Origin of the sequence: Xanthobacter sp. 91, from assembly GCF_000702385.1 — a bacterium.
GTDB classification, from domain to species: Bacteria; Pseudomonadota; Alphaproteobacteria; order Rhizobiales; family Xanthobacteraceae; genus Xanthobacter; species Xanthobacter aminoxidans.
Map to the genome: position 1 here is coordinate 3,510,259 of NZ_JNIB01000001.1, position 13,187 is coordinate 3,523,445.

The 13,187-nt window shown below is 73.5% G+C and carries 11 protein-coding genes and 1 pseudogene; 9 read left to right on the forward strand and 3 right to left on the reverse strand.

The window, feature by feature from the left end:
- The first annotated feature begins 2 nt into the window (after positions 1 to 2).
- The 5 genes from cobN to A37E_RS0116505 are packed head-to-tail and all read left to right on the forward strand — an operon-like array spanning position 3 to position 6,771.
- Entirely contained in the window at positions 3 to 3,356 is a 3,354-nt protein-coding gene (gene cobN, locus A37E_RS0116485; protein ID WP_029557624.1) for a cobaltochelatase subunit CobN, read from the forward strand.
- Entirely contained in the window at positions 3,353 to 4,645 is a 1,293-nt protein-coding gene (gene cobG / locus A37E_RS0116490; protein WP_051679111.1) for a precorrin-3B synthase, read from the forward strand. The genes cobN and cobG overlap by 4 nt, the downstream gene beginning before the upstream one ends.
- A 13-nt stretch (positions 4,646 to 4,658) precedes the next feature.
- On the forward strand, positions 4,659 to 5,294 hold the full coding sequence (locus A37E_RS0116495) for a precorrin-8X methylmutase (protein ID WP_029557626.1): 636 nt from the start codon (positions 4,659 to 4,661) through the stop codon (positions 5,292 to 5,294).
- Positions 5,291 to 6,016 (forward strand): precorrin-2 C(20)-methyltransferase, encoded by a 726-nt coding sequence (locus A37E_RS0116500; RefSeq protein WP_029557627.1) that lies wholly within the window; start codon positions 5,291 to 5,293, stop codon positions 6,014 to 6,016. Before A37E_RS0116495 ends, A37E_RS0116500 begins: the two co-directional genes overlap by 4 nt.
- On the forward strand, positions 6,013 to 6,771 hold the full coding sequence (locus A37E_RS0116505; protein ID WP_029557628.1) for a precorrin-3B C(17)-methyltransferase: 759 nt from the start codon (positions 6,013 to 6,015) through the stop codon (positions 6,769 to 6,771). The genes A37E_RS0116500 and A37E_RS0116505 overlap by 4 nt, the downstream gene beginning before the upstream one ends.
- On the opposite strand, the gene A37E_RS0116510 is transcribed toward A37E_RS0116505, so the two are convergent.
- Positions 6,741 to 7,514 (reverse strand): cobalt-precorrin-6A reductase, encoded by a 774-nt coding sequence (locus A37E_RS0116510; RefSeq protein ID WP_029557629.1) that lies wholly within the window; start codon positions 7,512 to 7,514, stop codon positions 6,741 to 6,743. The genes A37E_RS0116505 and A37E_RS0116510 overlap by 31 nt on opposite strands.
- Here A37E_RS0116510 and cbiE point away from each other — a divergent pair.
- The 3 genes and pseudogenes from cbiE (at position 7,513) to cobM (ending at position 9,927) form a co-directional block, all read left to right on the forward strand.
- Positions 7,513 to 8,786, forward strand: a pseudogene (gene cbiE / locus A37E_RS25435) (precorrin-6y C5,15-methyltransferase (decarboxylating) subunit CbiE). The gene A37E_RS0116510 and the pseudogene cbiE sit on opposite strands and share 2 nt — an antisense overlap.
- Positions 8,783 to 9,169 carry a cobalamin biosynthesis protein gene (locus tag A37E_RS0116520; protein WP_029557630.1) on the forward strand — a complete coding sequence of 129 codons (387 nt, stop codon included), beginning with the start codon at positions 8,783 to 8,785 and terminating at the stop codon, positions 9,167 to 9,169. The pseudogene cbiE and the gene A37E_RS0116520 overlap by 4 nt, the downstream one beginning before the upstream one ends.
- Positions 9,166 to 9,927: a precorrin-4 C(11)-methyltransferase gene (cobM, locus tag A37E_RS0116525; RefSeq protein ID WP_029557631.1), complete on the forward strand. Its 762-nt coding sequence runs from the start codon at positions 9,166 to 9,168 to the stop codon at positions 9,925 to 9,927. The genes A37E_RS0116520 and cobM overlap by 4 nt, the downstream gene beginning before the upstream one ends.
- Positions 9,928 to 9,935: 8 nt before the next feature.
- Here cobM and A37E_RS0116530 read toward each other — a convergent pair whose 3' ends face one another.
- Complete coding sequence (locus tag A37E_RS0116530) at positions 9,936 to 11,069, reverse strand: cobalt-precorrin-5B (C(1))-methyltransferase (RefSeq protein ID WP_029557632.1); 1,134 nt, start codon at positions 11,067 to 11,069, stop codon at positions 9,936 to 9,938.
- 47 nt (positions 11,070 to 11,116) lie between these two features.
- On the opposite strand from A37E_RS0116530, the gene A37E_RS0116535 reads away from it, so the two are divergent.
- Complete coding sequence (locus A37E_RS0116535) at positions 11,117 to 12,451, forward strand: cobyrinate a,c-diamide synthase (protein WP_029557633.1); 1,335 nt, start codon at positions 11,117 to 11,119, stop codon at positions 12,449 to 12,451.
- Positions 12,452 to 12,454: 3 nt separating this feature from the next.
- Here the strand turns inward: A37E_RS0116535 and A37E_RS0116540 are convergent, their stop codons facing one another.
- Complete coding sequence (locus A37E_RS0116540) at positions 12,455 to 13,081, reverse strand: LysE family translocator (RefSeq protein ID WP_024279976.1); 627 nt, start codon at positions 13,079 to 13,081, stop codon at positions 12,455 to 12,457.
- Between the last annotated feature and the right edge of the window lie 106 nt (positions 13,082 to 13,187).

Sequence of the window (13,187 nt, forward strand, 5' to 3'; positions counted from 1 at the left end):
CCATGCACATCCTCGCCACCACATCGACGAGCCTGGAGGAGTTGGCCGAGCCGGTCGACCTCGCCCAGCCGCCCGGCGACATGGTGGCGCTCTCCTTCACCGACAGCGATCTCATCGCCCTCGCCGCCGCCTGGCGGGCGCGCGGCGGTGCGGTGCCTAGCCTGCGCCTCGCGCGGCTGAAGGATCTGCGCCACCCCATGTCCGTGGACCTGTGGGTGGAGAAGATCGCGGCCAAGGCGAAGGTGGTGCTGGTGCGCCAGCTCGGCGGGCTGGATTGGTGGCGTTACGGCGCCGAGCAATTGGCCGCCACGGCCCGCGCCCGTGGTATCGCCCTTGCGCTGCTGCCCGGCGAGGACCAGGACGACCCGCGCCTCGCCGCCCTCTCCACGCTGCCGCAGGATACGCTCGCCCGCTGGCTCGGCTATTTCCGTGCGGGTGGGCCGGCGAACATGGCGGCCCTGCTCGCCGCCATGGGCGAGGCGGCGGGCTTTCCCGCGCCCCATGCCATCCCCGTGCCGCACCCCGTGCCGGCCACCGCCTTCCACCGCCCCGGCGCCGGCCTCGCGACGCTGGAGGAGGTGCGTGGGCGGGACAAGGGCAGGGAAGGGGAGGGGCGGCCGAACGCGCTCATCCTCTTCTACCGCTCCCAATGGCTCGCCGCCGACACCGCCGCCGTGGATGCGCTGGCTGTAGCGCTGGAAGCGCGGGGCATCGCCGCCCATTGCCTGTTCGTCCCCAGCCTCAAGGCGCCGGAGGCCCGCGCGGCCGTGCGGGCGGCGACGGCGGCGCTGGACCCCGCCATCCTCCTCACCACCACCGCCTTCGCGGCCGGCGATGCGGCCGAGCTGTTCCCGGAAGGCGGCCCGCCGGTGCTACAGGCGGCGCCCGCCACCACGGCGCGGGAGGCGTGGGCGGGGAGCCCACGCGGCTTCTCGGCGGCGGACCTCGCCATGCACGTCGTGCTGCCGGAGTTGGACGGGCGCGTGCTGGCCGGCGCCCTCTCCTTCAAGGATTTCGCCCCGCCCGACGCCGACCTCGCCTTCACCGCCGCCATCAACCGGCCCGAGCCGGAGGCGGTGGCCCATGTGGCCGATCGCGCGGCGGCGCTGGTGCGCCTCGCCGCCACGCCCCGCGCGGAGCGGAGGCTGGCGCTGATCCTGCCGGACTATCCCGGCGCGGAAGGCCGCGCCGGCTATGCGGTGGGCCTCGACGTGCCCGAGAGCGCGCGGCGGATGCTTGGGACGCTCGCGGCGGCCGGCTACGGCGCCGGCCCCGTGCCCGACGATGCAAAGGCGCTCCTTGCCGCGTTCCAGCCCGAACCGGCGCTGACGCTGGACACCTACCGGGGCCTCTTCGCCACCCTGCCGGAGGCCGCGCAGGCCGCCGTCACCGCCGCCTGGCGCGCTCCGGAGGACGATGCGGATGTCGTCGATGGCGCCTTCCGCTTCCGCCACGCCCGTTCCGGCACTATCACGCTCGCCTTCGCCCCCGATCGTGGTGCGAGCCTCGATCGGCGGGCGGATTATCACGACGCCAGCCTGCCGCCCCGCCACGGGCTCCTCGCCTTCGGCCTGTGGCTGCGGGAAGGGCTGGATGCCCACGCCGTGGTCCATCTCGGCGCCCATGGCACGCTGGAATGGCTGCCGGGCAAGGCGGTGGCGCTCACCCCGGCCTGCTTTCCGCAGGTGGTGATGGGGGCGCTGCCGGTGGTCTATCCCTTCATCGTCTCCAATCCCGGCGAGGCGGCACAGGCCAAGCGCCGGCTCGCCGCCGTCACCATCGGCCACCTGCCACCGCCGCTGGCTGCCGCAGGCCTCAGCGAGGCCGAGCAGCGGCTGGAGCGGCTGGTGGATGAATATGCGCAGGCCGACGGCCTCGACCGCCGCCGCCGCGAGCGCCTCGCCGCCCTCATCGTCGAGACCGCCGCCGAGACCGGCCTTGCCGCCACCGCCGGCGTTTCCGCAGGCGCCGATCCGGACGAGGCGCTGCGCCGCATCGATGCGTGGCTGTGCGACCTGAAGGACCTCGCGGTGAAGGACGGCCTCCACATCTTCGGCGCCATGGCCGAGGGCGAGGCCGACCCGCTGCGCGCCGCCTCGGCGGAGGCGGAAACCCGCGCGCTGCTGACTGCCCTCGACGGCCGCTTCGTGCCCGCCGGCCCGGCCGGTGCTCCGGCGCGGGGGCGGCGGGATGTGCTGCCCACCGGGCGCAATCTCTTCACCGCTGATCCGCGCACGCTGCCCACCCCCACCGCCTGCGACCTCGCCCGCAAGGCGGCGGACGAGGCGGTGCGCCTCATTCTTCAGGAACAGGGCGACTGGCCCCGCGCGCTGGTGCTGGACTTGTGGGGCAGCGCCAGCCTGCGCACGGGGGGCGAGGAGATCGCCCAGGGCCTCGCCTTCCTCGGCTGCCGGCCGGTGTGGGAGGCCGCGACCGGCCGCGTCACGGGGGTGGAGGTGCTGCCGCCCGCCGTGCTCGGCCGCCCGCGCATCGACGTGACCTTCCGCATCTCCGGCCTGTTCCGAGACATCTTCCCCGCCCAGATCGCCTTGCTGGATGCCGCCGTGCGCGCGGTGGCGGAGCGCGACGAGGACGCTTCGGAAAACCCCCTCGCCGAGGCCCGCCGCAAGGGGGAGGACCTGTCCCGCCTGTTCGGCTCCGCGCCCGGCGCCTATGGCGCGGGCATCGAGGCGACCTTGCAGCGCGGGGCGTTCGAGACGCGGGAAGAGCTGGGCCACGCCTATCTCGCCGCCGCCTCCCATGCTTATGGCGGCGCGGACGGCACCGCGCGCCCGGCGCCCGGCCTGTTCGCGGCGCGGCTCGCCGAAGCGGATGCGCTGGTGCATGGCGCTGACGATGCCGCCCGCGACCTCCTCGACGGCAGCGAGGATGCCGCCTTCATGGGCGGCTTCGCGGCGGCCGGCGCGGCGCTGGGGCGCTCGGCCCATCTCGTCGTGCTCGACACGACCGATCCCGACCGCCCCCGCGCCCGACCGCTCAAGGAAGCGCTGGCGCGGCTGGTGCACGGGCGCGTCTCCGCCCGCTTCATCGCCGGGCAGATGCGACACGGCCCCCGCGGCGCATCGGAGCTGGCGGAGACGGTGGACCGCCTCGTCGCCTTCGCCGAGACCACGGAGCAGGTGCCCGCCGCGCTGCTGGACCGCCTCCACGCGGCCTATGTGATGGACCCTGAGGTGCGCGCCTTCCTGCTCGCGCAGAACCCCGCCGCCGCCCGCGCGATTGCCCGCCGCTTCGCCGATGCCCGGCGGCGGGGCCTGTGGCATGCGCGGCGCAACGACCTCGACAGCGATCTCGACGCGCTCCGCGCCGAAGCCGGCCGGGAGGCCGCGGAATGACGCCCATTCCTCCCACCCGTCGCGGCGCCTGCCCGGCCTTCCTCGCGCCCATGGAGACCGGCGACGGGCTCATCCTGCGCCTCGTCCCGGCCGATGGCCGGCTCTCCCCGGCGCAATTGCGCGGGCTGGCGGACGCTGCCCGCCGCCTCGGCAACGGGATGATGGAGGTGACGGCGCGCGGCAGCCTTCAGGTGCGCGGGCTGACGCAAGAGTCCGTGCCGCTGCTTCAGGATGCGGTGGTCGCGCTGGGCATCACGCCGCGTCTCGGCCTCGCGGTGGATGTCTCGCCGCTGGGCGGGATGGACCCGACCGAGATCGCGGATGGGCACAAGCTGGCCGCCGCGATCATCGCCGGGGCGCAGCCTCTGGCGGGGAAGCTGGGGCCGAAGGTGTCGGTGGTGGTGGAGGGCGGCGGCGCCGTCAGCCTCGCCGGACAGAAAGCGGATGTGCGCCTCGTCGCAGCTTGGCCGGGACACTGGGCGCTCACCATCGGCCATGGACCGGCCCGCGTGCTGTCCGAGGGCGACGCGGTGGCCGAGGCATTGGCCGCGCTCGCGTCCATCGCCGCCTTGGGTCGTGCGGCCCGCGCCACTGATCTGCCGGGATGTGGCGGCCGGGCGCGCGTGGCCGAAGCGGCGCCGCCGCTGGGGCGTATTCCGCTGGCCGATGGCACATTGGCCTTCGGCTTCGGCCTGCCCTTCGGGGCGGGGGATGCCGCGCAGTTCGAGGCCCTCGCCGATGCGGCGGAAGCGACCGGCGCGCGGGATCTGCGTCCGGCGCCCGAGCGCACGCTCCTCGCCACCGGGCTATCGCCAGCCGGTGTCGATGTCTTCGCCGCGCGCATCGCCGCCCTCGGCTGCATCACCGCCGCGAACGATCCCCGCGCCGCCATCGCCGCCTGTGCCGGGGCGCCGGCCTGCGCCTCCGCCCACATCCCGGCCCGTGCGCTCGCGCCCGTGCTGGCGCAGGCATTCGCGCCGCTGCTGGATGGGACGGTGTCTCTGCACCTCTCCGCCTGTACCAAGGGCTGCGCCCACCCCGCGCCGGCGACCCTCGCCTTCGTGGGCATGGACGGCGGCGCCGCACTGGTGCATGACGGCCCTGCCTCCGGCGCGGCGCGCCCGGTGCGGCTGGCGGCGGACCTTCCCGCCGCTGTCGCATCCCTCGCCGCGACGCTGGCGGCCCGGCGAAATCCGGGTGAAACGACACGTGCGCTCCTTGCCCGCCTGGATCTGGCGGGCCTGTGGGCGGGCACGGCGAGAACAGACGGGCCGGAAAAGACGACGTGACGAGCCGCGCAGAATGACCCTTCCCCTCGATTACGTGCGCGACGGCACGGCCATCTACGAGCGATCCTTCGCCATCATCCGCGCGGAAGCCGACCTCTCCCGCTTCTCGGCGGACGAGGAGGACGTGGCGGTGCGCATGATCCACGCCTGCGGCCTCGTGGAGGCGGCGCGGGACTTCGTGTTCGGCGCCGGCTCGATCGCCGCCGCGCGCGCGGCGCTCCAGGCCGGCGCACCCATCCTGTGCGATGCGCAGATGGTGGCCCATGGCATCACCCGCGCGCGGCTTCCGGCTGGCAACGACGTGATCTGCACCCTGCGCGATCCGGCGGTGCCGGCGCTGGCGGAAAAGCTCGGCACCACCCGTTCCGCCGCCGCGCTGGAATTGTGGGGCGATCACCTCGCCGGGGCGGTCGTCGCCATCGGCAATGCGCCGACCGCGCTCTTTCACCTGCTGGAAATGCTCGATCGCGGCGCGCCCAAGCCGGCGGCCATCCTCGGCATGCCGGTGGGCTTCGTGGGCGCGGCGGAATCCAAGGATGCGCTGGCGGACGATCCGCGCGGCGTGCCCTTCGCCATCGTGCGCGGGCGGCTGGGCGGCAGCGCCATCACCTCCGCCGCAGTGAATGCGCTTGCGAGGGCTGGGCTGTGAAGGGACATCTCATCGGCGTGGGCGTCGGCCCGGGCGATCCCGATCTGCTCACCCTCAAGGCGGTGAAGGCGCTGCAGAGCGCGGACGTGGTGGGCTATTTCGCCAAGGCCGGCAACGTCAGCCACGCCCGCACGGTGGCCGCCGCGCACTTCCCGCCGGGCGCGGTGGAGCTGCCGCTGCTCTATCCCGTCACCACCGAAATCCACCGGCACGACGCCGCCTATCGCACGGCCATCGGCGCCTTCTACGACGCCTCCGCCGCCGCGGTGGCCGAGCATCTCATGGCCGGCCGCACGGTGGCGGTGCTGAGCGAGGGCGATCCGCTCTTCTACGGCTCCTACATGCACATCCATGTGCGCCTCGCCGGGCGGTTCCAGACGCAGGTCATTCCCGGCGTCACCGGCATGTCCGGCTGCTGGTCGGAAGCCGGCGCTCCCATCGCCCAGGGCGACGATGTGCTCATGGTGCTGCCTGGCACGCTGGATGAGGCCGAACTCGCCCGCCGCCTCGCCGAGGCGGATGCGGCGGTCATCATGAAGGTGGGGCGCAACCTGCCGAAGATCCGCCGCGCGCTCGCCGCTGCCGGCCGGCTCGACCGGGCGGTCTATGTGGAGCGCGGCACCATGGCCGATTGCGCGCTCATTCCCCTCGCCGAGCGGGCCGACGAGCGCGCGCCCTATTTCGCCATCGTGCTGGTGCCCGGCTGGGAGCGCGCGGCGTGAGCGGGCGGCTGACGGTGGTCGGCCTCGGTCCGGGATCGGCGCGGCAGATGACGCCGGAGGCTTCCGAGGCCGTTGCGGCGGCGGACATCCTGTTCGGCTACGTGCCCTATCTCGCCCGCCTGCCGGAACGGCCGGGGCAGGAGCGGCGGCCTTCGGACAATCGCGAGGAGATCGCCCGCGCCTCTGCTGCCCTTGAGGCGGCCGTGGCCGGGGCGAAGGTGGTGATGGTGTCGGGCGGCGATCCCGGCGTGTTCGCCATGGCGGCGGCGGTGTGCGAGGCCATCGAGCACGGCCCGGCGGAGTGGCGGGCGCTGGACGTGGAGATCGTGCCCGGCGTCACCGCCATGCTGGCGGTGGCCGCCCGCTGCGGCGCGCCGTTGGGCCACGATTTCTGCGCCATCTCGCTCTCGGACAATCTCAAGCCCTGGCCGCTGGTGGAAAAGCGCCTCGCGCTCGCCGCCGAGGCCGGTTTCGTGATCGCCCTCTACAATCCCATCAGCAAGGCGCGCCCCTGGCAGCTCGGCCGCGCATTCGAGCTGCTGCGGGAAAAGCTGCCGGGAAGCGTACCGGTGGTGTTCGGCCGCGCGGCGGGGCGGGACGACGAGCGCATCGCGCTTGCGACGCTGGCCGAAGCCGATCCGGCGCGGGCGGACATGGCCACCTGCGTCCTCATCGGCACCACAGAGACGCGCATCGTGCCGCGCGAGGGGAAGTCGCCCCTCGTCTATGCGCCGCGCTCGGCCCCCGCGCCGTGAGAAAGGATGCCGTCGAGCCAGGCCTCGGCGTCGGCCGGGCGCTCCACGGCGGTGACGTCCGGCACCGGCGGGCGGGCGATCAGGATCACCTCGATGCCCAGCGCCCGCGCCGCCGCCATTTTGCCATAGGTGGCGCTGCCGCCGCTGTTTTTGGCGACGATGGTGTCGATGCCTTGGGCCTTGAGCAAAGCATGATCCTCCGCTTCACCGAACGGCCCGCGCCCGAGCACGTATTCGGCCTGCGGCACGTTGAGCGGCGGCGTGACAGGATCGACGCTGCGCACCAGATAGACATGCTGCGGCGCCGCTTCGAAGGCGCGCACCTCATTGCGGCCGAGGGCGAGGAACACCCGGCGGGGCACCTCCCCCAGCGCCCCCACGGCGGCCGGCACATCCGCCACCTCGCGCCAGCGGTCGCCTGGCTGGGGCTGCCATGGCGCCCGGCGCAGCGCGAGCAGGGGCACGCCCGCCGAAGCGCAGGCCAGCGCGGTGTTGAAGGACATGCGCGCCGCATAGGGGTGCGTCGCGTCGATGACGGCGGCGATGCCTTCCGCCTTGAGATAATCTTCCAGCCCGGCCGGCCCGCCGAAGCCGCCGACGCGCACCGGCACCGGCTGGGGCGCCGGATTTTCGGTGCGGCCGGCAAGCGAGAGCGTGACGCGGATGTCGGCGCGCGGCGCGAGGCGTGTTGCGAGCGCGCGGGCATCGCCGGTGCCGCCGAGGAGAAGGATGTGGGGTGTCATGGCTGAGGCAGGGGTTTCCATCGCCGCCGACACTGCCCCGGCGGGGCGCTGGCTGTCCATCGTCGGCATCGGCGAGGATGGGGCGCAGGGCCTTTCCCCCGCCGCCCGCGCCGCCGTTTCCGCCGCCGCCATCGTGTTCGGTGGTGCGCGCCATCTGGCGCTGGCCGGGGATCTGGTGAAAGGCGAGGCGCGGGTGTGGCCGAGCCCCTTCAGCGTCGATGGGGTCTTGGCCGCGCGCGGGCAGCGGGTGTGCGTGCTCGCCTCGGGCGATCCGTTTCTCTACGGCGTGGGCGCCAGCCTTGCCCGCCATGTGCCGGCGGCGGAGATGGCCGCCTTTCCCGCCCCCTCCGCCTTCGCGCTGGCCGCCGCGCGGCTCGGCTGGGCGCAGCAGGAGGTGGACATGGTCTCCCTCCACGGCCGCCCGCTGGCGCGGCTGCGGCCCTTCCTGCAGGACGGCGCGCGGCTGCTGCTGCTGACCTCGGATGGCGACGGCCCGGCGCAGTTGGCGGCTTTCGTAACGGCCCACGGCTGCGGCGCCTCCCGCCTCACCGTGCTGGAGGCGCTGGGGGACCGGCGGAGCGCATCCGCAGCGCCACGGCCGAGGGTTTTGATTTCGAAGACGTGGCCGCCCTCAACGTTGTGGCGCTGGAGGTGCGGGCCGCGCCCGATGCGCCCGTCCTGCCCCTTGCCGCCGGCCTCGCGGACGATCTGTTCGAGCATGATGGGCAGATCACCAAGCGCGAGGTGCGGGCGCTCACCCTCTCCTCTCTCGCGCCCCGGCGGGGGGAATTGCTGTGGGATATCGGCGCCGGGGCGGGCTCCATCGCCATCGAATGGCTGCTGGCGCATCCCTCGCTTGCCGCCATCGCCATCGAGGGGAATGCGGAACGCGCCGCCCGTATCGGTCGCAACGCCCATAAGCTCGGCGTGCCGCACCTGAAGGTGGTGGAGGGTGCGGCACCGAGCGCCCTTGCCGGATTGCCCACGCCGGATGTGATCTTCATCGGCGGCGGGGCCAGCGAGCCCGGCGTGTTCGACATGGCGCTTGAAGCGCTCAAGCCGGGCGGGCGGATGGTGGCCAATGCGGTGACGCTGGAGACCGAGGCCCTGCTGATCGCCGCCCAGGCCCGCCTCGGTGGCACGCTCACGCGCATCTCGCTGGCGCGGTCGGTGGCGGTGAAGGGCATGACCGGCTGGCGGCCGGCCATGCCGGTGACGCAATGGCGCTGGGTGAAGCCCAGAGAGACGACGGACGCGGGAGAGGGCGCATGATCGTGGCCGGGATCGGCTCGAAGCGGGGTGTGTCTGTGGAGGAGGTGATCGCCGCCTTCGACGCCGCCCTCGCGCGCGCCGAGCTTGGGCGGGACGACGTATCCCTCGTCGCCACTCCGGCGATAAAGGGCGGGGAGGCCGGCATCAGCGAGGCGGCGGCGCTGCTCGGCCTGCCCTTGGTGCTGGTGCCGCAGAGCCAGCTCGAGGCCGCCTCCAGCCGGGCCAAGACCCATTCGGAGCGGGTGGTGGCGCTGCTGCGCGTGCCCTCCGCCGCCGAGACGGCCGCCCTCGCAGCGGCGGGGGCTCATGGCCGTCTGCTCGGTCCGCGCCTCGCGCTGGGTCCTGTCACCTGCGCGCTGGCGCGGCGGGAGGGTGTGGTTTGACCGTCCATTTCATCGGCGCCGGCCCCGGCGCGGCGGATCTCATCACCGTGCGCGGGCGCGATCTCATCGCCCGCTGCCCGGTGTGCCTCTATGCCGGCTCCATCGTGCCGGCGGAAATGCTCTCCTGGTGCCCGCCGGGGGCACGCATCGTCGATACGGCGCCGCTCGATCTCGACCGGATCGAAGCGGAATATGTCCGCGCCTTCGAGGCCGGGGAGGACGTGGCGCGGTTGCATTCGGGAGACCTCTCCGTCTACAGCGCGGTGGCCGAGCAGGTGCGCCGGCTGGAGCGGCGAGGCATTCCCTATACGCTGACGCCCGGCGTGCCGGCCTTCGCGGCGGCGGCGTCCGTGCTCCGGCGGGAACTCACCGTGCCGGAGGTGGCGCAGAGCCTCGTCATCACCCGCGTCTCCGGCCGCGCCTCGGCCATGCCGGAGGCGGAGAAGCTCGCGACGTTCGCGCAGACCGGGGCGACGCTCGCCATCCATCTCGCCATCCATGCGCTGGATCAGGTGGTGGCGGAGCTGGTGCCCGTGCTGGGCGCCGACTGCCCGGTGGCTGTGGTGGCGCGGGCGACGTGGCCGAACGAGCGAGTGGTCACGGGCACGCTCGGCGATATCGCGGATAAGCTTGCCGCCGATCCCATTCCGCGTACGGCGCTGATCCTCGTGGGGCGGGCGCTGGCTGCGGAGGATTTCCGCGAGAGTGCGCTCTATGACACCGCCTATGTCCGCCGCTTTCGCGGGGGTGGTGAATGATCCGCCGCTCAGCGCCTTGCGGGTCCTTTGGCGGGCAGGAGCGGCGCGCGGCCCATGAGGGCGCCGTCGCGGTCGAAGACGGTGATTTCCAGCAGCACATCCGCCCGGTCGAGGGCGCGGGCGGCGGTGCCCCAGGCGGCGCGGGCGACGCAATCCCCCAGCGGGAAGCCGGCGGCGGCCGCGATCTGGAAGGCCTCCGCCACCATGTTCGCCCCGGCGATGCGGGCGCAGAGATCGGCGTCGGCACCGGCCTCGGCGGCGAGGCGGGCGAGGGCGGGAAGGTCGGCGCTGCCGCGCTTGGAATGCAGATCGAGGAAACCCTGCGCGAGCTTCGTCATCTTGGCGACGCCGCCGGCCACCGTCACCTTGGGCACGGGGTGGGCGTGAACGTATTTCAGCATTCCGCCGACGAAATCGCCCATGTCGATGAGCGCCACCTCATCGAGGGCGTGCAGCTTGGCCACCGCCGCCTCCGAGGCGGAGCCGGTGGCGCCGGCCACGTGGTCGAGCCCCATGGCGCGGGCGACATCGATGCCGCGATGGATGGAGTGGATCCACGCCGCGCAGGAATAGGGCACGACGATGCCCGTGGTGCCCAGCACCGACAGGCCGCCGACGATGCCGAGGCGCGGGTTGAGCGTCTTCAGCGCCAGCGTCGCGCCGTCTGCAATGGAAATTTCCACCTCCGCATCGCCCGCAACGCCATGGGCGGCGGCGACCTCTGCGATGCCGGCGGCGATCATACGGCGGGGCACGGGATTGATGGCGGGTTCGCCGGGCGGAATGGGCAGGCCCGGCCGCGTGACCGTGCCGACACCCGCGCCCGCCTTGAAGGTGATGCCCGCGCCCGCCGCGCCGCGCCGCACGGTGGCGCGGACGAGGGCGCCGTGGGTCACGTCCGGATCATCGCCCGCATCCTTCACGATGCCGGCGGTGGCCGTCTCACTGCCGCGATCATGCATGGCGAGGGCGAAGGCCGGGCGGGCGCCGGAGGGCAGCTCCACCTCCACCGGATCGGGAAAGTCGCCCGTGACCAGCGCCGCGAACGCCGCCTTGGCCGCGCCGGCCGCGCAGGTGCCGGTGGTCCAGCCGCGCTTCAGGGGCCTGTCGGGTGCGTCGTCGGCGGTGTCGCCTGTGCTCATGGGCTCCGTGATAGCCGGCCGGGAGCGGGCAAGGAAGGGTGCGCGTCATGAGTGATGCGCCCCGCGGCCTGCTCATCGCCGCCCCGCGCTCGGGCTCGGGCAAGACGACCGTGACCCTCGCCTTGCTGGCGGCGCTGCGTCGGCGGGGCAAGGCGGTGCGGGCCATCAAGTCCGGGCCGGATTACATCGACCCCGCCTTCCATGCCGCCGCCACCGGCCGGCCGGGGCTGAACCTCGACAGCTGGGCCATGCCCCCGGCGCTGCTCGACTATCTCGCTGGGCTGGCGGGGGAGGGGGCTCAGATCGTCATCGGCGAGGGGGCCATGGGCCTGTTCGACGGGGTGGCGGTGGAAAAGGGCCGCACCGGCGCGGGGGCGGATGTGGCGGCCCGGCTCGGCCTGCCGGTGCTGCTGGTGCTGGATGTCTCCGGCCAGTCGCAGACGGCGGCGGCGGTGCTGCGCGGCTTCATCGGGCATGATCCGGCGGTGCGCATCGCCGGGGTGGTGCTGAACAAATTGGGCAGCGAGCGGCACGAGCGGATGATCCGGGATGCGGTCGCCCCGCTCGGCGTGCCGGTGCTCGGCACGGTGCCGCGCGCGGCGGACATCGTGCTGCCCGAGCGCCATCTCGGCCTCGTGCAGGCGGGGGAGACGGACGACCTGCCGGCCCGCCTCGCGGCGCTGGCCGATCTCGCCGAGGCCCATCTCGACCTCGACGGCATCATCGCCGCCGCCGCGCCGCTTCAGGCCGGGGTGGGGGAGGGGCAGGGGGACGGCAAGGCGCTGCTGCCGCCGCCGGGCCAGCGGATCGCGCTGGCGCAGGATGCGGCCTTCGGCTTCGTCTATGCCCACATGCTCGCCGGCTGGCGCGGGCAGGGGGCGGAAATCGTGCCCTTCTCTCCGCTGGCGGACGAGGCGCCAGATGCCTCCTGCGACGCGCTCTGGCTGCCCGGCGGCTATCCCGAGCTGCATGCCGGACGGCTGGCGGCGGCGGAGTGCTTCCGCGCCGGCGTCCATGCCTTTGCGGCGGCGGGAAAGCCGGTGCATGGGGAGTGCGGGGGCTATATGGCGCTGGGCGCCGGCCTCGTGGATGCGGAGGGCGTGCGCCATGCCATGCTCGGCCTGCTGGAACTGGAAACCAGCTTCGCCAAGCGCCGCATGAATCTGGGCTACCGGCAGGCGCGCCTCATCGCCCCCTCGCCGCTGGGGCCGGAGGGAGCGTGGGTGCGCGGCCACGAATTCCATTATGCAACCGTGCTCTCGCGTGGAGAGGACCAACCCCTCGCCGACCTCTCGGACGCCGAAGGCCGCCCCCTCGGGCTGGCTGGCAGCCGCCGAGGCAGCGTCACCGGCAGCTTCTTCCACGCCATCGCGCGGGGGTGAGCCTCACGAATTGCCGCTGCGCACCGCCACGGTGGCGATCCCCGCGCCGATGAGCAGGGAGCCGCCCGCCTTGTTGATGGCGCCGAGCACGCGCGGGCTGCGCACCGCGCGGCGGGCGCGGGAGGCGGCGAGCGCATAGGCGAGCGCATTGAGGAAGGCGAGGGTGAGGAACGTCGCCTGGAACACCAGCAACTGCGGCAGGAAAGCCGCGTGCGGGTCGAGGAACTGGGGCAGGAAAGCCACGAAGAAGGTGATGCTCTTGGGGTTCAGCGCCGTCACCAGCCAAGCGTGGGCCATCATCTTCAGCGGCGCGGAGCGTTCCGTGCGCGGCGCCGCATCGAGCGTCCCGCCCGCGCGCCAGAGCTTGATGCCGAGATAGACGAGATAGGCCGCACCCGCCCATTTCACCGCGAGGAACACGCTCGCCGAGGCGGACAGCAGCGCGCCCACGCCGAGCATGGACAGGGTCATGGCCGTGAAATCGCCGAGCGCGACACCCACCGCCATGGGCAGCGCCGTCCGCCATCCCTGCCCGAGGGCATAGGACACCACCAGCAGCACGGTGGGGCCGGGAATGACGAGGAGGACGGCCGAGGCCCCGGCGAACGCCGCCCAGGTCTCAAGCGTCATCGAACCCAACATGACATCAAAACCCACGGCCGTTTCCTTTGCGCCCCTCACGGAAACGCAAAGAATGGCCGCGGCCGGAGGAGGCGGTCAACCGCCGCCTCCGCGG

Excerpts from the sequence above, each read along its gene's own strand:
- cobN (WP_029557624.1), top strand. The coding sequence starts at position 3 with ATGCACATCCTCGCCACCACATCGACGAGCCTGGAGGAGTTGGCCGAG.
- A37E_RS0116495 (WP_029557626.1), top strand. The coding sequence starts at position 4,659 with ATGACCCTTCCCCTCGATTACGTGCGCGACGGCACGGCCATCTACGAG.
- A37E_RS0116520 (WP_029557630.1), top strand. The coding sequence starts at position 8,783 with ATGATCGTGGCCGGGATCGGCTCGAAGCGGGGTGTGTCTGTGGAGGAG.
- A37E_RS0116535 (WP_029557633.1), top strand. The coding sequence starts at position 11,117 with ATGAGTGATGCGCCCCGCGGCCTGCTCATCGCCGCCCCGCGCTCGGGC.
- A37E_RS0116530 (WP_029557632.1), bottom strand. The coding sequence starts at position 11,069 with ATGAGCACAGGCGACACCGCCGACGACGCACCCGACAGGCCCCTGAAG.
- A37E_RS0116510 (WP_029557629.1), bottom strand. The coding sequence starts at position 7,514 with ATGACACCCCACATCCTTCTCCTCGGCGGCACCGGCGATGCCCGCGCG.
- A37E_RS0116540 (WP_024279976.1), bottom strand. The coding sequence starts at position 13,081 with ATGACGCTTGAGACCTGGGCGGCGTTCGCCGGGGCCTCGGCCGTCCTC.
- cobG (WP_051679111.1), top strand. The coding sequence starts at position 3,353 with ATGACGCCCATTCCTCCCACCCGTCGCGGCGCCTGCCCGGCCTTCCTC.